This is a genomic window from Kosakonia radicincitans DSM 16656, from assembly GCF_000280495.2.
In the GTDB taxonomy this organism is placed as follows: domain Bacteria; phylum Pseudomonadota; class Gammaproteobacteria; order Enterobacterales; family Enterobacteriaceae; genus Kosakonia; species Kosakonia radicincitans.
In genome coordinates this window covers 1,486,723-1,508,988 of the sequence record NZ_CP018016.1, presented here as the reverse complement: position 1 = coordinate 1,508,988, position 22,266 = coordinate 1,486,723, and the positions used below count along the sequence as shown (strand labels likewise).

Below are 22,266 nucleotides of genomic sequence, written 5' to 3'. Positions count from 1 at the left end.
AGAAAAAGCACAATAGCGGCATCGACTTTCAGGAGTGCACATGAAACTTTTTCGAATTCTTGACCCTTTTACCCTCACGCTGGTGTGTACCGTTCTGCTGGCCTCTTTCTTCCCTGCGCGCGGCGGGTTTGTTCCTTTCTTTGAAGGGCTAACAACCGCCGCTATTGCGCTGCTGTTTTTTATGCATGGCGCGAAACTGTCACGCGAAGCGATCATTGCGGGCGGTAGCCACTGGCGTTTGCATCTGTGGGTGATGTGCAGCACCTTTGTGCTTTTCCCGGCACTCGGCGTGCTGTTTGTCTGGTGGTCGCCAGTGAATGTCAGCCAGGAGTTGTATACCGGCTTCCTCTATCTGTGCATTTTGCCCGCCACAGTGCAGTCGGCGATTGCCTTTACCTCACTGGCGGGCGGTAACGTTGCTGCCGCCGTGTGTTCTGCATCGGCCTCCAGCTTGTTGGGGATCTTCCTCTCGCCGTTGCTGGTCGGCTTGCTGATGAATCTGCACGGCGCCGGGGGCAGCCTCGAACAAGTGGGCAAGATCATGCTGCAATTGCTGCTGCCGTTTGTGCTTGGTCACCTGTCACGTCCGTGGACCGGCGCATTTGTGGCAAAACATAAAAAATGGATTTCAAAAACCGACCAGACTTCGATCCTGCTGGTGGTTTACTCCGCATTCAGCGAAGCAGTGGTGAACGGTATCTGGCATAAGGTGGGCGTCGGTTCACTGCTGTTTATCGTGGCCGCAAGCCTCGTACTGCTGGCGATTGTCATCATGGTGAACATTGTGGTGGCGCGGAAGTGCGGCTTTAACAAAGCGGATGAAATTACCATTGTGTTCTGCGGTTCGAAGAAGAGTCTCGCCAACGGTATCCCGATGGCGAACATTCTCTTCCCGACTTCAGTGATTGGCATGATGGTGCTGCCGCTGATGATCTTCCACCAGATCCAACTGATGGTTTGCGCCGTGCTGGCCCGCCGCTACAAACGCCAGACGGAGCAACAGCAGGCGCAGGAAGCGGCAAAAGCCTAGCCGCGCTTCAGGGGCTGCACCAGATGGCTCAGCCCCTCGGTTTTGATAAGCAGGGTAATCTGCATCAACTCGCCCAGTCGCCCGGCAGGAAACTCATCTTTCCGGGCGAACCACAGCAAATACTCTTCCGGCAAATCAATCAGCCGTCGCCCCTGGTATTTACCAAAGGGCATTACGGTGTTGGCGATGTCGACGAGCTGTTCTTTTTCCATTTATTCCCCCAGCAGCCGGATCATCTCCGCTTCATCAATCACAGCGATCCCCAGTTCCTGCGCTTTTGCCAGTTTTGAACCTGCCGCTTCCCCGGCGATCACCAGATCGGTTTTTTTCGACACGCTACCGGCCACTTTGGCACCCAGTGCCGTCAGACGAGCTTTGGCCTCATCGCGAGAGAGCTGGCTAAGGCTACCGGTCAGCACCACCGTTTTACCGGCAAACGGGCTGTCGATCTCTTCAGCATTGACCACTAACGGCGCAGGCCAGTGAATACCCACTTCGCCAACCAATTGCGCGATGACTTCGCGGTTACTCTCTTCATTGAAGAAGTTGTTCACGTGCTTCGCGACCACAACGCCGACATCGGGTACTTTTTGTAGCTCATCCACCGATGCCGCCATCAGCGCATCCAGCGTACCAAAATACGCCGCCAGCCCAGCCGCCGTAGCCTCACCGACTTCGCGGATCCCCAGCGCATAGAGGAAGCGGGCAAACGTCGTCTCTTTGGCGTTTTCCAGCGCAGTAATGATGTTTTGCGCCGATTTTGGTCCCATGCGATCCAGGCCGGTCAGCTTGCCCGCCGTCAGACGGAATAGATCTGCAGGTGTCTGGACATACTCTTTCTCTACCAGTTGGTCGATGATTTTATCGCCCATGCCGTCCACGTCCATCGCGCGGCGGGAGACAAAATGTTTAAGCGCTTCTTTGCGCTGGGCGCCGCAAATTAAGCCGCCGGTACAGCGGGCAACGGCTTCGCCTTCAACACGCTCCACATCGGAACCACATACCGGGCAATGTTGCGGGAAAATCACTTCGCGCGTCTCTTCCGGGCGCTCGGCGAGCACCACGTTGACCACCTGCGGGATCACATCACCGGCGCGCCGAATCACCACTTTATCGCCAATACGCAACCCCAGCCGATCGATTTCATCAGCATTGTGCAGCGTGGCATTACTCACCAATACGCCTGCAACGTGTACCGGCTCCAGCCTTGCAACCGGCGTGATAGCCCCGGTGCGGCCAACCTGAAATTCGACATCGCGAACGAAGGTCATCTGCTCCTGCGCCGGGAATTTGAACGCCACCGCCCAGCGCGGCGCGCGCGCGACAAAACCCAGTTGCTCCTGCAACTCCAGCGAATCAACTTTAATCACCACGCCGTCAATGTCGAAGCCCAGCGTCGGACGATCGTTTTCCACCTGACGGTAGAACGCCAGCACCGCTTCCGGCGAATCACAAAGACGTATGCGCTCACTCACCGGCAAACCCCAGGCCTTGAACTGCTGCAAACGCCCCATATGGCTACGCGGTAGCTCGCCGCCTTCGAGGATGCCGACACCGTAACAGAAGAAAGTGAGCGGGCGTTTCGCCGTAATACGCGGATCAAGCTGGCGTAACGACCCCGCTGCTGCGTTGCGCGGGTTGGCGAACACTTTCGCGCCGGTACGACGCGCCTCTTCGTTGATCTTTTCAAAACCCGACTGCGGCAAAAAGACTTCACCGCGTACTTCAAGGCGGGCGGGAATATTGTCGCCGTGCAGTTTCAGTGGGATAGCGCGGATAGTGCGCACGTTGCTGGTAATGTCTTCACCGGTTGTCCCGTCGCCACGCGTTGCCGCGCGGATCAGCACGCCATTCTCATAGAGAATACTCACCGCCAGACCATCGAGTTTTAACTCGCAGCAGTAGGTCAGCGCATCGGTGCTTTTCAACCGATCCTGTACGCGTTTGTTAAAGGCAAGGAAGCTCTCCTCGTCGAACACGTTATCCAGTGACAGCATTGGCACTTCGTGGCGTACCTGGCTGAAGGCAGTCAGCGGCGCCGCGCCTACACGCTGAGTGGGCGAATCGGGCGTAATCAGCTCCGGGTGTTGCGCTTCAAGCTCGCGCAATTCACGCATCAGGCGATCGTACTCGGCGTCCGGAACTTCCGGCGCGTCCATAACGTGGTACAGATATTCATGATGGCGAAGCGTCGTTCGCAGCTCTGTTAGTTGTTGTTCAATCGATTCCATGTCGCACCATCAATGATAAAAAACCCCCGACAGGCGGGGGTTCTGGAGTGGAATATTCGTGGTCAATCCATTACGCGTTGGCGTCTTTAACCTCGCGAATACGATCCTGGTATTCACGCAATTTCTGCGGCGTCATCATCCGGCGCTGATCGTCAAGCACCACACCGCCCACTTCGTCGGCAATATGTTGCGCGGATTGCAGCATCAGTTTGAAGTTTTGCAGTTCATCACCGTAGGACGGCACCTGCATAAAGATCGTGACGCCAGGCGTGGTCAGCTCGCCCATCGTTTCAACATCAAACGTTCCCGGGTTAACCATGTTGGCCAGGCTGAAGAGCGCCGGGCCGCTGCCGTCCGGGCTGAGATGGCGATGGAAAATACTCATATCGCCAAATTTAAACCCGGCCTGCAAAATACTGTTCAGCAACACTTCGCCGTTGAGCGTGCTGCCATGATGTGCAGCGACGTTCATGATAATGACGGTTTCTTTGCGCTGCGGTTTTTCCTGCGGCGTTTCGATAACCGGTTCCGGCTCTTGCTGCGGCGCAGGTTGATGAGCCTGCGGCTGTGGCTGATGATGGGGCTGCTGCGGCGCTTGATACTGCGGTGTGTGCTGCTGCGGAGCTACTGGCTGCGCGGTTGGGCGAACAGGCTGTTGCTCAAACGCCGGTGCCTGCACTTGCGGACGCTCTGGCTGATGCGGCTGATTCCTGGATTGCGGCGCATGGTGCGGTGGCTCTTCGGGTTGAACCGGTGCAGACGGACGCGGCTGCGCCGACGCGTAAGGCGGCTGATATTGATGTTGCGGAGACTGACGCGGCGCATCCTGCTCGTTACCCGATCCTGGCGCGTGATTCACTTTGTGAACGCGAACTTCACCCACGCCTTCGTCTTCATCGACATCCTCGTCATCTAAATCGTCGTCGTCACGTCGCGACTTCATGCGTTTTAATGGGCGATCGCGGAACATTGAGGAACGTTCTTTACGGCTGGTCCAGAAACCGTGAACCAGTAAAGCGATTATGGCGATCGCGCCAACAATGATTAATATCAGACGCAAATCCTGCATCATTATATTCTCTGTTGTTCTAACACCTTGCCACCACGGCAAACATTTACTCACTAAGAGTATTTGCCGATTACGTCAAGTGCAAGTGTGCTCGTGGGTTTCACCGCATAAAGATGAACTAAATTGTGCTTTTTGCTGTTTTTTCGAACATTTCTGAACAGGTTTCGCCGCCCGGATGAATATTATAAGCTGCCGTGCGAGGATCATCAGAAAAGGAGTATAGCCAGATTATGGTTTCATCGTCCCAGGGCACTGCACGCAGTGGCCTCTTTTATTTTACTCAGGGCTGGAAACTGGTCACGCTGCCAGGTATTCGTCGCTTTGTTATTCTGCCATTGCTGGTCAATATCGTGTTGATGGGCGGCGCTTTCTGGTGGCTGTTTTCCCGTCTCGACGCCTGGATCCCTTCATTAATGAGTCATGTGCCCGACTGGCTACAATGGTTGAGCTATCTGTTATGGCCGATCGTGGTGATCTCCATTTTGCTGGTGTTTGGTTACTTTTTCTCTACACTGGCCAACTGGATTGCGGCGCCGTTTAACGGCCTGCTCGCCGAGCAGTTGGAAGCGCGTTTAACGGGCGCGACGCCGCCGGATATCGGCGTTTTTGGTGTGCTGAAAGATGTACCGCGGATTATGAAGCGCGAATGGCAAAAGCTGGCCTGGTATCTGCCGCGCGCACTTCTCCTGCTGATCCTCTACTTTATCCCCGGTATCGGGCAAACCGTTGCGCCGGTATTATGGTTCCTCTTCAGCGCGTGGATGCTGGCAATTCAGTACTGCGATTACCCGTTCGATAACCATAAAGTCCCGTTCAAGGCGATGCGCATCGCCCTGCGTGAACGCAAAATCATCAATATGCAATTTGGCGCGTTGACCAGCTTGTTCACGATGATCCCCGTACTTAACCTGGTGGTCATGCCTGTTGCTGTGTGTGGCGCGACAGCGATGTGGGTCGATTGCTATCGTGAAAAACACGCCGCCTGGCGCTGAGGAATTATTCCGTTTCTTATTCCATACTGGTAACCATTATTTCACCTCAGCATATAGATATGCGATTTCTTTACTTCCCCATCACGGGTAAGTGCGTATGCTGAGGTGGTTCCCAAATTTCATACAGTTAAGGACAGGACAGGCTATGAGTAAGATTTTTGAAGACAACTCGTTGACGATTGGTCATACGCCGCTGGTTCGACTGAACCGCATCGGTAACGGACGTATCCTGGCTAAGGTCGAATCCCGCAACCCAAGCTTCAGCGTAAAATGCCGTATCGGTGCCAATATGATTTGGGATGCCGAAAAACGCGGCGTACTGAAGCCGGGCGTCGAGCTGGTTGAACCCACCAGTGGTAACACCGGTATCGCTCTGGCGTACGTTGCTGCCGCTCGCGGCTACAAACTGACGCTGACCATGCCGGAAACCATGAGTATCGAACGCCGTAAGCTGCTAAAAGCGCTGGGCGCGAACCTGGTTCTGACCGAAGGCGCGAAAGGCATGAAAGGCGCGATTCAGAAAGCAGAAGAAATTGTCGCCAGCGATCCGGCAAAATATCTGCTGCTTCAGCAGTTCAGCAATCCGGCAAACCCGGAAATTCACGAAAAAACCACCGGCCCGGAAATCTGGGAAGATACCGATGGTCAGGTAGATGTTTTCATCTCCGGCGTCGGTACCGGCGGTACGCTGACAGGCGTAACGCGCTTTATTAAAAACACCAAAGGGAAAACCGATCTGATTACGGTCGCAGTTGAACCAACCGACTCTCCGGTTATCTCTCAGGCGCTGGCAGGCGAAGAGCTGAAGCCTGGCCCGCATAAAATTCAGGGTATCGGTGCCGGTTTTATCCCTGGCAACCTGGATCTGAAACTGATCGATAAAGTGGTTAAGATCACCAACGAAGAGGCGATCAGTACTGCGCGTCGTCTGATGGAGGAAGAAGGTATTCTGGCAGGCATCTCTTCCGGCGCAGCCGTTGCAGCAGCACTGAAGTTGCAGGAAGACGAATCCTTTACCAATAAAAATATTGTGGTTATCCTTCCGTCTTCAGGCGAGCGTTATCTGAGCACGGCTTTGTTTGCCGATCTTTTCACTGAAAAAGAATTGCAACAGTGATGCCAGATTGTAAATAAAGCGCAAAAAAGCACCCGTCGAGGTGCTTTTTTGTGGCGTATATCAAATTTTCACCCCTCCTGGCATTGCTTGAAAACTCCTGGTCTGGTATTTAACCATCACATTTATTTTGAAGCGCGAAATTAATCGAAGTGAGATTTCAGACTGCTGAATCGATTTTATGATTTGGTTCAATTCTGGCTTTCGCGGCATAATGTTTAATGACGAGCGAAACGTCAACGGCCAGAAGCGCCCACGCCGGATAGCACAGGTGAACTTCTGTACCTTTTCCCGTTGCGTCAGCGCTAACAATACAGGCTAAAGTCAAGCCTCCAGGCTAGACTTTAGTTCCACAACACTAAACCTATAAGTTGGGGAAATACAATGTTCCAGCAAGAAGTAACTATTACCGCTCCGAACGGTCTGCACACCCGCCCTGCTGCTCAGTTTGTCAAAGAAGCGAAAGGCTTCTCTTCTGAAATCACTGTGACTTCCAACGGCAAAAGCGCCAGCGCGAAAAGCCTGTTCAAACTGCAAACTCTGGGCCTGACTCAAGGTACTGTTGTGACGTTGACCGCTGAAGGCGAAGACGAGCAAAAAGCAGTAGAACATCTGGTTAAGCTGATGGCAGAGCTCGAGTAAGTTTTACTTACCGGTTCTTTTCAAGATCAGTCACAAGTAAAGGTAGGGTTATGATTTCAGGCATTTTAGCATCCCCGGGTATCGCTTTCGGCAAAGCACTGCTGCTGAAAGAAGACGAAATAGTCATCGACCGGAAGAAAGTTTCTGCCGACAAGGTTGACCAGGAAGTTGAGCGTTTTCTGAGCGGTCGTGCCAAGGCATCGGCACAGCTTGAAGCGATCAAAACGAAAGCGGGTGAAACTTTCGGTGAAGAAAAAGAAGCCATCTTCGAAGGGCACATCATGCTGCTGGAAGATGAGGAGCTGGAGCAGGAAATCATAGCCCTGATTAAAGATAAGAGCATGACTGCCGACGCTGCGGCGCATGAAGTTATCGAAGGTCAGGCTACCGCCCTGGAAGAGCTGGATGACGAATACCTGAAAGAGCGTGCGGCTGACGTGCGCGATATCGGTAAGCGTCTGCTGCGCAACATTCTGGGCATGCCGATCATTGACCTGAGCGCGATTCAGGAAGAAGTCATTCTGGTTGCAGCGGATCTGACCCCGTCAGAAACAGCCCAGTTGAACCTGAAAAAAGTGCTCGGTTTTATCACCGATATCGGTGGCCGTACTTCCCACACCTCCATCATGGCGCGCTCTCTTGAGCTGCCTGCAATTGTGGGTACCGGTAGCGTCACCACGCAGGTGAAAAATGGCGACTATCTGATCCTCGATGCGGTTAATAACAAAGTGTACGTTAACCCGAGCGACGACGAGATCGAAACCCTGCGTGCTGCGCAGGCTCAGGTTGCGGAAGAAAAAGCCGAGCTGGCGAAACTGAAAGACCTGCCGGCAATCACCCTTGATGGTCATCAGGTTGAAGTCTGTGCCAACATCGGTACTGTTCGCGATGTCGCGGGCGCAGAGCGCAATGGCGCTGAAGGTGTTGGTCTGTACCGTACCGAATTCCTGTTCATGGACCGCGACGCACTGCCGACTGAAGAAGAGCAGTTTGAAGCCTACAAAGCGGTAGCTGAAGCCTGTGGCTCTCAGGCCGTTATTGTACGTACCATGGACATTGGCGGCGATAAAGAGCTGCCGTACATGAATTTCCCGAAAGAAGAGAACCCGTTCCTCGGCTGGCGCGCCGTGCGTATCGCGATGGATCGCAAAGAGATCCTGCGCGATCAGGTTCGCGCTATTCTGCGCGCTTCTGCTTTCGGCAAACTGCGCATTATGTTCCCGATGATCATCTCTGTTGAAGAAGTGCGTGCACTGAAAAAAGAGATCGAAATCTACAAACAGGAACTCCGTCAGGAAGGTAAAGCATTTGACGAAAGCATTGAGATTGGCGTAATGGTGGAAACCCCAGCCGCTGCGACTATTGCTCGTCATCTGGCCAAAGAAGTTGATTTCTTTAGTATCGGTACCAATGATTTAACGCAGTACACCCTGGCAGTTGACCGTGGTAATGATATGATCTCGCATCTTTACCAGCCGATGTCACCGTCAGTACTCACCCTGATCAAGCAAGTTATTGATGCTTCTCATGCAGAAGGCAAATGGACTGGCATGTGCGGTGAGCTTGCTGGCGATGAACGTGCTACACTTCTGTTGCTGGGGATGGGTCTGGATGAATTCAGTATGAGTGCCATTTCTATCCCGCGCATTAAGAAGATTATCCGTAACACAAACTTCGAAGATGCGAAGGTGTTAGCAGAGCAGGCTCTTGCTCAACCGACAACGGACGAGTTAATGATGCTGGTTAACAAGTTCATTGAAGAAAAAACAATCTGCTAATCCACGAGATGCGGCCCAAATTACTGCTTAGGAGAAGATCATGGGTTTGTTCGATAAACTGAAATCTCTGGTTTCTGATGATAAAAAAGACACCGGAACCATTGAGATTGTTGCCCCACTTTCTGGCGAAATCGTCAATATTGAAGATGTGCCGGATGTGGTGTTCGCTGAAAAAATCGTTGGTGATGGCATCGCTATCAAACCGACCGGCAATAAAATGGTTGCTCCGGTTGATGGTACTATCGGCAAAATCTTTGAAACCAACCATGCCTTCTCTATCGAATCCGATAGCGGCATTGAACTGTTCGTTCACTTCGGTATCGACACCGTTGAACTGAAAGGCGAAGGCTTCAAACGCATCGCGGAAGAAGGCCAGCGCGTGAAAGTTGGCGACCCGGTAATCGAATTTGATCTGCCGCTGCTGGAAGAGAAAGCCAAGTCAACTCTGACTCCGGTTGTTATCTCCAACATGGACGAAATCAAAGAGCTGATTAAACTTTCTGGTAGCGTCACCGTGGGTGAAACCCCGGTTATCCGCATCAAAAAATAAGCTCAATGCATAAAAAAATGGCGCCTGCGGGCGCCATTTTTATTGGTTAGCACGGCGGTAAAATGAGCTCGTCGTAACCTTTCTCCAGCGTATAGCCCATTACCTGCACCACTCTGTTCCCTGCTGCGCGAACGGCCACATCCAGCTTATTTCCCTGAATAACGCCGCTGACCAGCTCGGAGCAAAACAGATCGCCAGTGCCTTTCAAATCCGTTTCGACACGTGGATAGCCACTGACGGTAACCTCATCCGCCGTCACCAGCACCACATGTATCTGACCGTCATCTTCATCCACCGGCGCACTGGTTATCGCCACCCAGTGCAGAGTCGCAGACAGCAGCCCTTTTGCCGCAGCGATAGCGCTTTGCAGATCCCGGCACGGTTTGCCGCTGAGAATTTCCAGTTCAAACACGTTCGGCGTGATCCCCTGCGCCAGCGGCAACAAATGTTCGCGGTAGGCCTGAGGAATTTCCTCTTTTACATAGATGCCGCTGTCAGTATCACCAATAACCGGATCGACCAGAATCAATAGCTGTGGGTGTTTCTCCCGTAGCGCTTTAAGCCACGTTGCCAGCAGTGCAATCTGACTGGCACTTCCCATATAGCCTGTGGTTACCGCTTTCAGCGTACGCAAAACGTCGCGCTCTTCCAACGCTTGCAGGTAACCGCTAAACCATTCATCCGGGATCACACCACCGTAAAAGGTATCGTAATGCGGCGTATTGCTGAACAGCACTGTCGGCACGGCCAGCACATTGAGATTGTGCTGGCGAATATTTGGCACCGCAATGCTGTTGCCAACGCTGCCGTACACAACCTGAGACTGCACCGCAACGATATCAGCCTGCTGCGCCCGGGTTTTATCCCGAAACAGGATCATCTCCATCCTCTCTTCCTTAACGGGTTAAATCCCCGCGCCCTGCGAATAACTCTCTTCACCAAACACGCCGGTGGAGAGGTAACGATCGCCGCGATCGCAGATAATAGCGACGATCACTGCGCCTGGCGTACTTTTCGCCACGCGCAATGCGCCCGCTACCGCGCCGCCAGAACTGACGCCGCAGAAGATCCCCTCCTGAACCGCCAGCGCGCGCATGGTATTTTCCGCCTCGCGTTGGTGGATATCCAGAACCTCATCCACCAGCGCGGCGTTAAAAATGCCCGGCATATATTCGGCAGGCCAGCGGCGAATGCCAGGAATGCTGCTCCCCTCTTCCGGTTGCAGCCCGACAATAGTGACGGGTTTATCCTGTTCACGCAGAAAACGCGACACGCCGGTGATAGTACCGGTTGTTCCCATGCTGGAGACAAAATGGGTGATCCGCCCGGCAGTCTGCTGCCAGATTTCCGGACCGGTAGTGGTGTAATGGGCGTAGGGGTTATCCGGGTTGTTGAATTGATCGAGCAGCTTGCCCTCGCCGCGAGCGGCCATTTCCAGCGCCAGATCGCGCGCGCCTTCCATTCCTTGCTCTTTGGTGACCAGAATCAGCTCTGCGCCATAAGCGCGCATTGCCGCACGCCGTTCCTGACTCATGTTGTCCGGCATCAGCAATTTCATGCGATAGCCTTTCAGCGCAGCAATCATCGCCAGTGCGATCCCGGTATTGCCGCTGGTAGCTTCAATCAGCACATCCCCGGGCTTAATCTCTCCGCGCTTTTCCGCCTGCACAATCATCGACAGTGCGGCGCGATCTTTGACCGATCCTGCGGGATTATTACCTTCCAGTTTGACCCAGATTTCGCTGCCGTTATCCGGCGTCAGACGTTGCAATTTAACCAGCGGTGTATTGCCGATGGTATCTTCTAATGTATTCACGGTTCCTGCTCAATAAAAAAGCCGGGTAGCGCTACGCTTACCCGGCCTACAAAGCAGTGCTGATGCAGATATTGTAGGCCCGGTAATCAAGGAGCTACCGGGCGATAGACATGCTGCTTAACCTATCAGGCAGTTTCCGCCAGAGCAAGCTCTGTACCGGCTTCAATACGTTCATTGCCGTTATACAACCGCGCATGCTGCAAACCGACAAACAGGCGCTCGCCGCGCTGTGGCGGCTGTTCATCGCGCATCACAACGGTGAGAGGTTCAGGGTTCCAGCCGAGCGGCTGCACCACCAGTTGGGTATAGTGCCCTTTCGGGCTGGCTTCCAGCACCTGCACCGGCAGTGGAGAATCCAGGCTGGTGCGGCGGCTGATATCCACTTCCCAGGGGCGCAAAAACAGATCCACTTCGCCCTGCCAGGCGGGTGTATAACCCAGCGGCCAGCGGTGTGCGCCCACCTGGAACTGCCCGCCCGTCACCGTGCCTTTCAGGCGATTGACCTCGCCCATAAACTCCAGCACAAAGCGGGTCGCCGGTTCACGCCACACCTGATCCGGCGCATCAGCCTGTTCAATGTTCCCCTGGCTCATCACCACCACGCGGTCGGCCACTTCCGTCGCCTCTTCCTGGTCGTGGGTGACGAACACGCTGGTAAATTTTAGCTCTTCATGCAACTGACGCAGCCAGCGACGCAGCTCTTTACGCACCTGCGCATCCAGCGCGCCAAACGGTTCATCCAGCAGCAGGATCTGCGGCTCTACCGCCAACGCACGCGCCAGCGCCACACGCTGTTTCTGTCCGCCGGAAAGCTGTGCCGGATAGCGTTCGGCCAGATGAGCAAGCTGCACCATCTCCAGCAATTGCGTCACTTTGGCTTTGATTGCCGCGGCGTTCGGCCGTTCGCGACGCGGCAGCACCGTCAGCCCAAAAGCGATGTTGTCGAACACCGTCATATGGCGGAACAGCGCATAGTGCTGAAACACAAAACCAACGCGGCGATCGCGGGCATGCAGCCGGCTTACGTCCGTTCCGTGAAAACGAATACGACCGCTGGTCTGGTGCTCCAGCCCGGCGATAATGCGCAGCAGCGTGGTCTTCCCGGAGCCGGATGGCCCCAGCAGCGCCACCATTTGCCCGGAAGGGATATCCAGCGAGATATCATTCAGCACCTGGGTGCGACCAAAAGACTTCTTAATATTGGCAATCTCAATGCTCATGATTTCCCTCCTGTTGCTGGCGTTTTTCATGGTTGTTCAAACGCCACTGCAACGCACTCTTCAAAAACAGTGTCAAAATAGCCATCAGGGTCAGCAGGGCGGCGGCGGTAAAGGCACCCACCGTGTTGTAGTCCTGCTCCAGCAACTCAATTTGTAGCGGCAGTGACAGCGTTTCACCGCGAATCGAACCGGAGACCACCGAGACCGCGCCAAACTCGCCAATCGCGCGCGCATTGGTCAGCACCACGCCATACAGCAGCGCCCAGCGGATATTCGGCAGCGTTACGCGGCGAAACATCTGCCAGCCACTGGCACCCAGCAGGATCGCCGCTTCATCTTCCTGGCTCCCCTGGCTCAGCATCACCGGAACCAGCTCGCGCACAACAAACGGACAGGTAACGAAAATGGTGACCAGCGCCATGCCCGGCCAGGCAAACATAATTTGCAGGTTATGCGCATCCAGCCAGCCGCCAAGCGGGCCATTCGAACCGTAAAACAGCAGATAAATCAGACCCGCAACCACTGGCGAAACCGCAAACGGAATATCCAGTAACGTCAGTAAAAGCTGGCGACCGGGAAAGTTAAAGCGTGTCACCAGCCACGCCAGCAGCGTGCCAAACACGAGGTTAACCGGTACGGTGATCAGCGCAATCAACACCGTCAGCCAGATGGCATGCAGCATGTCGGCATTCGCCAGGTTTTCCAGCACCGGTACCAGCCCTTTGCTGAAAGCCTTCACGAAGATATATATCATCGGCACGACAAGGATAAACGCAGAGAGCAAAACCCCCGCGGTAATCAGAAATATTTTCCCCCAGTTCACCTGAGGTTTGTCATAGCGTTTCAATTCGGTTATTTCCGCCATTAGTGACCTACCACACGCTGGCCAAAACGGCTTTGCAGGGTGTTGATGGAAAACAGCAGCAGCAGCGACGCCGCGAGGATCACCGAAGCAATCGCGCTCGCCGCCGGGTAATCAAACTCCTGCAAACGAACAAAAATCATCAGCGAGGTGACTTCGGTCTTCCAGGCAATGTTACCGGCAATAAAGATCACCGCGCCAAATTCGCCGAGACTGCGAGTGAACGACAGCGCCACGCCCGCCATCAACGCCGGAGAAAGTTCCGGCAGCACGACGCGACGAAAGCTCTGCCAGCGCGTTGCGCCGAGGGTTTCCGCCGCTTCTTCGTATTCCGGCCCCAGCTCCTCCAGCACCGGCTGGATGGTGCGCACCACAAACGGGATGCTGGTAAAGGCCATGGCGACTGCGATGCCAAGCCAGGTGTAAGTCACTTTGATATCGAACTTCGCCAGCCACTCGCCATAAAACCCGTTCACGGAGAACAGCGACGCCAGCGTTAAACCGGCCACCGCAGTCGGCAGTGCAAACGGCAGGTCAATCAGCGCGTCCAGCAGCGTACGCCCCGGAAAACGGTAACGGGTGAGGATCCAGGCCATCAGCAGACCAAAAACGCCGTTAAAAGCGGATGCCACAAACGCCGACAGCAAAGTGACTTTATAAGCCGCCACCACCTGCGGGTCGGTGACCACTTGCCAGTATTGCGACCAGCTCATTTGCGCCAGTTGCATGACCAGAGCACTCAGCGGCAACAGCAATACCAGACAAACAAAAAACAGGCTGCTGCCGAGGCTTAAACCAAACCCCGGCAACACACGTTTTGCGGTTCCTGCAAACATCACTTACGCCCCGCCGCCAGTAACTTGTCCAGCTCGCCGCCGCTGGCGAAGTGGGTTTTCATCACATCAGGCCAGGAGCCAAATTTGTCTTCCACGCGGAACAGCGCGGTCTGCGGGAATTTATCCGCCAGCTTCGCCATCACTTCCGGATTATTCACGCGGTAGTAGTAATCGGTGATGATGGTTTGCGCCTGCGGGCTGTAGAGCCAGTTGAGGTACGCTTTCGCGGCCTTTTCCGTCCCGTTGGCTTTAACATTTTTATCGACCCAGGCCACCGGGAATTCCGCCAGGATGTTGACCTTCGGCACCACCACTTCAAAACCCTGCGCTTCGTACTGTTTGCGGATGTTGTTGACTTCGGATTCAAAGGAAATCAGCACATCGCCAAGACCGCGCTCAACGAACGTGGTGGTTGCGCCGCGACCGCCGGTATCGAACACTTCGACGTTTTTCAAAAACTGCGTCATAAACTGTTCAGTTTTCGCTTTATCGCCGCCGTCCGCCTGATCCGCTGCGCCCCACGCCGCCAGATAAGTGTAACGGGCATTACCAGAGGTTTTCGGGTTCGGGAAAATCAGTTTTACGTCGGAACGCACCAGGTCGCTCCACTCGTGGATATTCTTCGGATTGCCTTTACGAACGAGAAACGCCATCGTCGAATAGAACGGTGAACTGTTGTTCGGTAAACGGCTTTGCCAGTCCGCCGGGATCAAGTTGCCTTTGTCGTGCAGGATCTGCACATCCGTTACCTGGTTATAGGTAACGACATCCGCTTTCAGCCCCTGCAAAATCGCCAGCGCCTGTTTTGACGAACCAGCATGAGATTGTTTGATCGTCAGCTTATCGCCAGCGTTATCTTTCGCCCATTGCTGTTCAAACGGTGTATTCAGCGCCGCAAAGAGCTCGCGTGACACATCATAAGAGCTGTTTAGCAGTTCCGTCGCCTGTGCCTGCGCCGCCCACAGCGTCATTGCTGCCAGCGTCAGATATCCTTTTTTCAGTAAGTTAACGGCCATTGCGCACCCTTATAAGCTGATGACTCCACAACCCTCAGTTTATTTATAACGGGTGTGAAACCAGTAACGGTTTTATATACCATTTGGTGATTTGGAATCATAAAAGAGTATAAGCAGAAAGGAGTATGGCCGGGTCTCCCCGGCCAGGAAGGAAGCCGGATATTACAGCGACAGCAGCTTATCGAGCGACGGCGCAAAATAGTAACCGCCTGTTACCGGACGGGTGAAACGCAGCATTGCATCGCGTTTGCCATCAGTATCGCCAAACATGCTCAGCAGTTGCTGTTCAATGTTGTAAAGACGCGCACAGTAAGTACAGAAGTAAAGGCCGTGCGTGCCGCTGGCGGTGCCGTACGGCAGGCTCTGGCGCACAATTTTCAGCCCTTTGCCGTCCTCTTTCAGATCGACACGGGTCAGGTGCGAGGTAACCGGACGCGCATCGCCGTCGATCTCTTCATTCGCCTCTTTGGTGCGGCCAATCATCATCTCCTGATCGGCAACGCTCATACGGTTGAGCTGCTTCAGATTGTGCTCCCAGCGCTGCACCATCACATACGTGCCGCCAGCGTCGACGCCATCCTGAATAATCGCCACTTCGCGGCGCTTCTCATCGCCTGCCGGGTTTTCCGTACCGTCGACAAAGCCGCTCAGATCGCGATCTTCCACCCAACGGAAGCCGTGTGTCTCTTCTTTCACCTCGATAGCATCGCCAAACGCTTCCAGCGCGGCCTGGGCGACAGAAAAATTCACATCATGGCGCAGGGAGAGAATATGGATCAGCACATCATGCTGCGTGGCGGGAGCCAGACCTTTGCCGTAAGAGGGGAAATCTTTCAGCTCCTCTGCGCCTTGCGGGCCGTTCAGCGCGCGCCATGCGTTGTTACCGAAGGCTACCGTCGCCCCCAACGCCGCATCGGGAAATTTTTGCTGAAAAGTTGCCAGCTTATCGACAAAAACTTTACTGCCCGCGCGCAGGGCATCTGTGTCCCCTTTGACGCTGGCTTCAATCCAAATCGCTGCACGGCAGTGTTCCGGCAAAATGCCGCTTTGCACCTGAGACATCACTCCTCCTGGAAAAAACAAGCCACACATGCGTGGCGATAAGCGCGCTATTGTACCGTCTTTTCGCCACGTCGCGGCGCGTTGCGATCAAATTATCGGCGCCATACCAGCTTGCTTAATTTCCAGTTTTTCAGGGTGTCATCAGAAGGCATTAACCCTTCAGGGCCGCTCCATTCGCCAGTAAAGACATAGCTAATGTGCTGGCTGCCCGGCGCTTTACATTCAACGCCAGTACTGTCATCGCCCGCCCCTTTCACACAGTTGCCAAACGCCTTATCAAACACGGCGCTAAACGGTGTGCCGATTTTCACGCCTTTGTCGGTGGCGATATCGCTATCCAGCACATCAATGCGGCTCACCGCGCCATTTTCGCCGTTAACAACCAGCGCCAGTTGGGTATCTTTCAGCGCCTCGAAATAGCGGACAATGCTGCCATTTTCCGTTTTCATGCCGCTACGCAGATGGTAGTCGCCGCTTAACGCATCATTAATGGCCTGCTCATCAAGCGGCGTGCTGGCAGTAATTTTGCCGACGCCGTTTTCGCTCACTTCGATCGAGGAACCAAACCAGTTCCACGGATACGCAGCCGACCAATTCACAGACGCGAGTGTTGAGCAGCCGGTCAATGCCAGCGGCAGCACACAAATAAAAGTACGCAGGGATTTCATGCACCGTTCCTTTTTTTCATTTAACGCCAGTTGGAGTCGCTGGCGGGCAAAAAGTGCCGTTCATTCATCTGAGGAATAAAAACAGGCGCGCAGACGGCGGGACGTCGCCAGCCACCAGAGAATAAAGAGGTCGATAACCAGCAGTGAAAGCCCAATACCAGAGAGCGCTTCGCCGCTGAACCAGCGCGAAGGCAGCCACAGCACCAGTGCCAACTGTACCAGCAGCATTAATGGGTAGATCGCACGCCAGAGACGCGGGTGATGCTCGCGGCGCGCGCTGAGAAAAAAAGCCAGCGCCGCAGGCAAGCCGGGCAATAAGCCCAGCCAGAACTGATTATGGTCGGGATAAAACAGCATCAGCAGCGCATCGCCTTGCCCGCGCGATGCACCTGCCATCACAAATAAAATCCAGGTACGCGCCTGTAACACCAGCGCGCACCAGAACAGAAAGGGAAGCCGTAGGCGTCCATGCCTGTCGTAGTCGGAAGGTGAAATATCAATACTCTTCATCTTCTATCAAACGTTTTCCTAAGTTAACCGAGTCGCTATGCTCGTAGCCCAGCCGCTCGTACATGCCGATCACCATATCGTTATCTTCACGTACCATCAGATTGATTTTCGGGCAGCCACGGGCAATCAGTTTTTTCTCCAGCCGATTAAGCAAAGCGTTAGCAATGCCGCGGCCGCGAAATTCCGGGTGTACGCCGAGATAGTATGCCGAGCCACGATGGCCGTCATAACCGCCCATTACCGTGCCCACCACTTCACCACTCACTTCCGCCACCAGAAACAGACTGACATCGTGATTCACTTTTCGTTCGATATCCATTTCCGGATCATTCCATGGTCGCAGCAGATCACAGCGCTCCCACAAGGTGATCACTTCTTCGAAGTCGTCCTGGCGAAAAACGCGTATCTCCATGGTATTCCCCGTCTTTTCAACTGTGTAAATGGTGATTATGGCCCGAAGCAGCGCCTTAGCCAATATCCAGACTCTTTACCGTAGAAATTTGGCATAATGGCGCTCTGTCACGTATTGAAATGAAAAGTAAAACAATCGCTCTTGTGGATTGTCGTCGCGACCAGGACGATACGATATAACACCAGGGACCACGGATAAAAACATTCAGACGTATGAGCACCTTTAAACCATTAAAAACACTCACCTCGCGTCGCCAGATGCTGAAAGCGGGTCTGGCCGCCCTGACATTGTCGGGTATGTCTCGTGCTATCGCTAAGGACGAGACGCCACTGAAAACCACCACCGGCCACAGCAAGCCAAAGGCGAAAAAGGCCGGAGCACGGCGCATCGTCATGCTCGATCCCGGTCACGGCGGCATTGATACCGGCGCGATTGGCCATAACGGCTCAAAAGAGAAACATGTGGTGCTGGCGATCGCCAAAAATGTCCGCGCTCAGCTACGGGCGCAGGGTATTGACGCGCGTCTGACACGCACCGGCGATACCTTTATCCCGCTCTACGATCGGGTCGAGATCGCCCACCAGCACGGCGCAGACCTGTTTATGTCGATTCATGCCGATGGCTTTACCAACCCGAGTGCAGCCGGTGCGTCGGTGTTTGCGCTCTCCAACCGGGGTGCCAGTAGCGCGATGGCGAAATACCTGTCGGATAAAGAGAACGCCGCGGATGAAGTTGCCGGGAAAAAAACCACCGATAAAGACCATCTGCTGCAGCAGGTGCTGTTCGATCTGGTACAAACGGACACCATCAAAAACAGCCTGACGCTCGGCTCGCATATTCTCAAGCAGATCAAACCGGTCCACCGTCTGCACAGCCGCAATACCGAGCAGGCCGCGTTTGTGGTGCTAAAATCCCCGTCGATCCCCTCGGTACTGGTGGAAACCTCCTTTATCACTAATCCGGCGGAGGAGAAGCTGCTCGGCACCACGGCGTTTCGCCAGAAGATTGCCACCGCCATTGCCGACGGTATTCTGAGCTACTTTAGCTGGTTCGATAACCACAAAGCCCATGTGAAGAGACGCGGATGATGACCCCAGAGATAGCGCCAGTAAAAAACGCCCTGCTTGCCCTGCAGGATAAGATCTGCCGCCAGCTTAGCGACATCGACGGCGCGACGTTTGTTGAAGACGCCTGGCAGCGCGCGGAAGGCGGCGGCGGACGCAGCCGCGTGCTGCGTGACGGCGGCGTATTTGAACAGGCCGGGGTCAATTTTTCCCACGTCCACGGCGATGCGATGCCCGCATCCGCCACAGCGCACCGTCCTGAGCTGGCGGGTCGCAGCTTCGAAGCGATGGGCGTTTCGCTGGTTGTGCACCCGCGTAATCCCTATGTTCCCACCAGCCATGCTAATGTGCGTTTCTTTATTGCGCAAAAACCCGGCGCCGATCCGGTGTGGTGGTTTGGCGGCGGTTTCGATTTAACGCCCTACTACGGTTTTGAAGAAGATGCGATCCACTGGCACCGCACCGCCCGCGATATCTGTCTGCCGTTTGGTGAGGAGATCTATCCGCGCTACAAAAAATGGTGCGATGACTATTTCTACCTCAAGCACCGCAATGAGCAGCGCGGCATCGGTGGGCTCTTTTTTGACGATTTGAACACGCCAGATTTTGACCACTGTTTTGCGTTTATGCAGGCCGTCGGCAACGGTTATCTCGACGCGTATTTGCCCATCGTCGCGCGCCGTAAAGCGCTGCCTTACGGCGAGCGCGAGCGCGATTTCCAGCTCTATCGCCGTGGCCGCTACGTAGAGTTCAATCTGGTGTGGGATCGCGGAACGCTGTTCGGTTTGCAAACCGGCGGGCGTACCGAGTCGATTTTAATGTCGATGCCGCCGCTAGTGCGCTGGGAGTATAACTATCAACCCGCCGAAGGCAGCCCGGAAGCGGCCCTCAGCGAGTTTATTCAGGTTAAAGATTGGGTGTAATGGCAGGTTTTACAGGCCGGATAAGCGCTTACGCGCCATCCGGCCAATAATGCCTGAACAGGCCTGCAACACATTTACAGCGGCTGGGTCTGCGCTTCCACCACCGCCAGCGCCACCATGTTGACGATACGCCGTACTGAGGCGATTGGCGTCAGCACATGCACCGGTTTGGCAACGCCCATCAGCACCGGCCCGACGGTCACCCCTTCTGAACTGGAGACGCGCAGCAGGTTGTAGCTGATTCGCGCAGCTTCAACGTTCGGCATAATCAGGATATTCGCCGCCCCTTTCAGCGGGCTGTCCGGCATCCGCTCATGGCGGATACTCTCATCGAGCGCCGCATCACCATGCATTTCGCCATCGATCATCAGATCCGGCGCGCGTTGACGCACCAGTGTCAACGTATCGCGCATTTTCACCGCAGCGGGCGCACTGGATGAGCCAAACTGCGAGTGCGACAGCAGCGCCACACGCGGTTCGATACCAAAGCGCCGCACGGTTTCCGCTGCCAGCAAGGTGATCTCCGCCAGTTGTTCGGCGCTGGGATCTTCATTGACATAGGTATCAGCAATAAACGTGTTACCGCTGGGCAGCAGCAGCGCATTCATCGCCCCGGCCGCATGCACATTATCGCGATAGCCGAATATCTCCTGCACTACACTGAAGTGCTCATGGTAATCGCCGATGGTGCCGCAAATCATTGCGTCGGCTTCGCCACGATGTACCATGATCGCGCCGATCACCGTGGTGTTGGCGATCACAGCGCGCTGCGCCTGCTCTTGCGTAATCCCCCGACGCTTCATGATGCTGAAGTATTCCGTCCAGTACTCTTTAAAGCGCGGATCCGACTCGTTGTTGACGATCTCAAAATCGACGCCCGGACGAATTTGCAGGCCGAGCTTCTGAATGCGCATCTCAATCACGCCCGGTCGCCCGACGAGGATCGGTTTCGCCAGCCCCAGCGTAACCAGCTCCTGCGTTGCATGCAGCACGCGCGGCTCTTCGCCTTCGGTCAGCACCACGCGTTTCGGCGCATTGCGGGCCTGGGAGAAAACCGGCTTCATAAACAGGTTGGTTTTGTAGACGAACTCGGTGAGCTTATCGACGTAGGCATCGAAATCAGCAATCGGCCGTGTCGCCACGCCGGAAGTCATCGCCGCTTTCGCTACTGCGGGCGCGATTTTAACAATCAGCCGTGGGTCGAAAGGTTTCGGGATCAGATAATCCGGGCCAAAGCTCAAATCCTGATCGCCATATGCCGAAGCCACCACCTCGCTCTGCTCCGCATGCGCCAACTCAGCGATAGCATTGACCGCCGCCAGCTTCATCTCTTCGTTGATCGCCGTAGCGCCCACATCCAGCGCGCCGCGGAAGATAAACGGGAAACAGAGCACGTTGTTTACCTGATTCGGGTAATCGGAGCGGCCGGTACAGATAATCGCATCCGGGCGCACCGCTTTCGCCAGATCCGGCAGGATCTCCGGCTCCGGGTTCGCCAGCGCAAGGATCAGCGGCTGCCGCGCCATGCCTTTTACCATCTCCGGCGTCAGCACTTTTGGCCCGGAGCAGCCGAGGAAGATATCCGCGCCCGCGACCACATCCGCCAGCGTTCGTCTACCGTCATCGTCAACGGCGTAGGCCGCTTTGGTCTCGGCCATATTCGGCTCACGGCCTTTATAAATAACGCCTTTTGAATCGCAGACCACAATATTGTGTTTCTGCATTCCCAGCGCCACCAGCAGGTTCATACAGGCGATAGCCGCCGCACCCGCCCCCGACACCACCATGCGCACGTCAGAGAGGTTCTTCGACACGACGCGCAGGCCGTTAAGAATGGCGGCAGTGCTGATAATCGCCGTGCCGTGCTGATCGTCATGAAAAACAGGAATGTTCATGCGCTCGCGCAGTTTGGCTTCAATATAGAAGCACTCCGGCGCTTTGATATCTTCAAGGTTGATACCGCCGAACGTCGGTTCCAGCGCGGCAACCACGTCGATCAGTTTGTCCGGATTTTGCTCATCCACTTCAATATCGAATACGTCGATACCGGCGAATTTCTTGAACAATACACCTTTGCCTTCCATCACCGGCTTACCGGCCAATGCGCCGATATTGCCAAGCCCCAGCACCGCAGTGCCGTTAGAGACCACCGCCACGAGGTTGCCGCGCGCGGTGTATTTGTAGGCCGCCAGCGGATCTTTTTCGATTTCAAGGCAGGGCGCAGCAACGCCCGGAGAGTATGCCAGCGCCAGATCGCGCTGCGTGGCCAGCGGTTTTGTCGGGGAGACCTGAATCTTTCCCGGTCGCGGGAATTCATGGAAGTCGAGGGCACTTTGTTTTAGTTGGTCGTCCATTTGAGGTTCCTTTCGCGTTTTGCTTTCAGAGTGATACCGCGTGATGTCTATCCCAATACGGCGCTTAGTATGGCCGCTGTTGCGATGGCAAACTTTGAACATAGCCAAACTCTCACC

22 protein-coding genes are annotated in these 22,266 nt (G+C 54.8%); 8 read left to right on the top strand and 14 right to left on the bottom strand.

All coding sequences use genetic code 11. From position 1 onward, the window contains the following. Positions 1-40 precede the first annotated feature (40 nt). On the top strand, positions 41-1,030 hold the full coding sequence (locus tag Y71_RS07470; protein ID WP_007370914.1) for a bile acid:sodium symporter family protein: 990 nt from the start codon (positions 41-43) through the stop codon (positions 1,028-1,030). Here Y71_RS07470 and Y71_RS07465 read toward each other — a convergent pair. From Y71_RS07465 to zipA, 3 genes are all read right to left on the bottom strand, one after another. Then, positions 1,027-1,242, bottom strand: a complete 216-nt coding sequence (locus tag Y71_RS07465; protein ID WP_007370913.1) for a DUF3820 family protein — start codon at positions 1,240-1,242, stop codon at positions 1,027-1,029. The two genes, Y71_RS07470 and Y71_RS07465, sit on opposite strands and share 4 nt — an antisense overlap. Then, entirely contained in the window at positions 1,243-3,261 is a 2,019-nt protein-coding gene (gene ligA / locus Y71_RS07460; RefSeq protein WP_007370912.1) for an NAD-dependent DNA ligase LigA, read from the bottom strand. A 70-nt stretch (positions 3,262-3,331) separates the two neighbouring features. After that, the gene (zipA, locus tag Y71_RS07455) at positions 3,332-4,333 is read right to left on the bottom strand and encodes a cell division protein ZipA (protein ID WP_007370911.1); all 1,002 of its coding nucleotides are present in this window, start codon (positions 4,331-4,333) and stop codon (positions 3,332-3,334) included. 227 nt (positions 4,334-4,560) lie between these two features. On the opposite strand from zipA, the gene cysZ reads away from it, so the two are divergent. The 5 genes from cysZ (at position 4,561) to crr (ending at position 9,406) form a co-directional block, all read left to right on the top strand. Continuing rightward, complete coding sequence (gene cysZ / locus Y71_RS07450) at positions 4,561-5,322, top strand: sulfate transporter CysZ (RefSeq protein WP_007370910.1); 762 nt, start codon at positions 4,561-4,563, stop codon at positions 5,320-5,322. A 145-nt stretch (positions 5,323-5,467) separates the two neighbouring features. After that, positions 5,468-6,439, top strand: a complete 972-nt coding sequence (gene cysK / locus Y71_RS07445; protein WP_007370909.1) for a cysteine synthase A — start codon at positions 5,468-5,470, stop codon at positions 6,437-6,439. Positions 6,440-6,820: 381 nt separating this feature from the next. Then, positions 6,821-7,078: a phosphocarrier protein Hpr gene (gene ptsH, locus Y71_RS07440; RefSeq protein ID WP_007370907.1), complete on the top strand. Its 258-nt coding sequence runs from the start codon at positions 6,821-6,823 to the stop codon at positions 7,076-7,078. A 50-nt stretch (positions 7,079-7,128) separates the two neighbouring features. Further along, the gene (gene ptsI / locus Y71_RS07435; RefSeq protein WP_007370906.1) at positions 7,129-8,856 is read left to right on the top strand and encodes a phosphoenolpyruvate-protein phosphotransferase PtsI; all 1,728 of its coding nucleotides are present in this window, start codon (positions 7,129-7,131) and stop codon (positions 8,854-8,856) included. Positions 8,857-8,896: 40 nt separating this feature from the next. Next, positions 8,897-9,406, top strand: a complete 510-nt coding sequence (gene crr / locus Y71_RS07430) for a PTS glucose transporter subunit IIA (RefSeq protein ID WP_000522253.1) — start codon at positions 8,897-8,899, stop codon at positions 9,404-9,406. Positions 9,407-9,452: 46 nt separating this feature from the next. On the opposite strand, the gene pdxK is transcribed toward crr, so the two are convergent. The 10 genes from pdxK to Y71_RS07380 form a co-directional block, all read right to left on the bottom strand. Further along, on the bottom strand, positions 9,453-10,292 hold the full coding sequence (pdxK, locus tag Y71_RS07425) for a pyridoxine/pyridoxal/pyridoxamine kinase (protein WP_007370905.1): 840 nt from the start codon (positions 10,290-10,292) through the stop codon (positions 9,453-9,455). 18 nt (positions 10,293-10,310) lie between these two features. Then, on the bottom strand, positions 10,311-11,222 hold the full coding sequence (gene cysM / locus Y71_RS07420) for a cysteine synthase CysM (RefSeq protein ID WP_007370904.1): 912 nt from the start codon (positions 11,220-11,222) through the stop codon (positions 10,311-10,313). A gap of 125 nt (positions 11,223-11,347) precedes the next feature. Beyond that, on the bottom strand, positions 11,348-12,442 hold the full coding sequence (gene cysA, locus Y71_RS07415; protein WP_007370903.1) for a sulfate/thiosulfate ABC transporter ATP-binding protein CysA: 1,095 nt from the start codon (positions 12,440-12,442) through the stop codon (positions 11,348-11,350). Continuing rightward, positions 12,432-13,307, bottom strand: coding sequence for a sulfate/thiosulfate ABC transporter permease CysW (cysW, locus tag Y71_RS07410; RefSeq protein ID WP_007370902.1), 876 nt, complete (start codon positions 13,305-13,307; stop codon positions 12,432-12,434). Before cysW ends, cysA begins: the two co-directional genes overlap by 11 nt. Next, positions 13,307-14,140 (bottom strand): sulfate/thiosulfate ABC transporter permease CysT, encoded by an 834-nt coding sequence (gene cysT, locus Y71_RS07405; RefSeq protein WP_007370901.1) that lies wholly within the window; start codon positions 14,138-14,140, stop codon positions 13,307-13,309. The genes cysW and cysT overlap by 1 nt, the downstream gene beginning before the upstream one ends. Continuing rightward, entirely contained in the window at positions 14,140-15,156 is a 1,017-nt protein-coding gene (locus Y71_RS07400; protein ID WP_007370900.1) for a sulfate ABC transporter substrate-binding protein, read from the bottom strand. Before Y71_RS07400 ends, cysT begins: the two co-directional genes overlap by 1 nt. A 162-nt stretch (positions 15,157-15,318) precedes the next feature. After that, positions 15,319-16,218 (bottom strand): Dyp-type peroxidase, encoded by a 900-nt coding sequence (locus tag Y71_RS07395; protein ID WP_007370899.1) that lies wholly within the window; start codon positions 16,216-16,218, stop codon positions 15,319-15,321. Between the two features lie 92 nt (positions 16,219-16,310). Next, positions 16,311-16,886, bottom strand: coding sequence for an RpoE-regulated lipoprotein (locus tag Y71_RS07390; RefSeq protein WP_007370898.1), 576 nt, complete (start codon positions 16,884-16,886; stop codon positions 16,311-16,313). 60 nt (positions 16,887-16,946) lie between these two features. Further along, positions 16,947-17,396 (bottom strand): DUF2919 domain-containing protein, encoded by a 450-nt coding sequence (locus Y71_RS07385; protein WP_035942135.1) that lies wholly within the window; start codon positions 17,394-17,396, stop codon positions 16,947-16,949. Next, a complete protein-coding gene (locus Y71_RS07380; RefSeq protein ID WP_007370896.1) occupies positions 17,383-17,808 on the bottom strand; it encodes a GNAT family acetyltransferase in 426 nt (141 codons plus the stop codon). The genes Y71_RS07385 and Y71_RS07380 overlap by 14 nt, the downstream gene beginning before the upstream one ends. 212 nt (positions 17,809-18,020) lie before the next feature. On the opposite strand from Y71_RS07380, the gene amiA reads away from it, so the two are divergent. Both amiA and hemF read left to right on the top strand, forming a co-directional pair. Beyond that, positions 18,021-18,896, top strand: a complete 876-nt coding sequence (amiA, locus tag Y71_RS07375) for an N-acetylmuramoyl-L-alanine amidase AmiA (RefSeq protein WP_007370895.1) — start codon at positions 18,021-18,023, stop codon at positions 18,894-18,896. Beyond that, complete coding sequence (gene hemF, locus Y71_RS07370) at positions 18,896-19,795, top strand: oxygen-dependent coproporphyrinogen oxidase (RefSeq protein ID WP_007370894.1); 900 nt, start codon at positions 18,896-18,898, stop codon at positions 19,793-19,795. Before amiA ends, hemF begins: the two co-directional genes overlap by 1 nt. Positions 19,796-19,869: 74 nt before the next feature. Here the strand turns inward: hemF and maeB are convergent, their stop codons facing one another. Further along, on the bottom strand, positions 19,870-22,149 hold the full coding sequence (gene maeB, locus Y71_RS07365) for an NADP-dependent oxaloacetate-decarboxylating malate dehydrogenase (protein WP_007370893.1): 2,280 nt from the start codon (positions 22,147-22,149) through the stop codon (positions 19,870-19,872). Between the last annotated feature and the right edge of the window lie 117 nt (positions 22,150-22,266).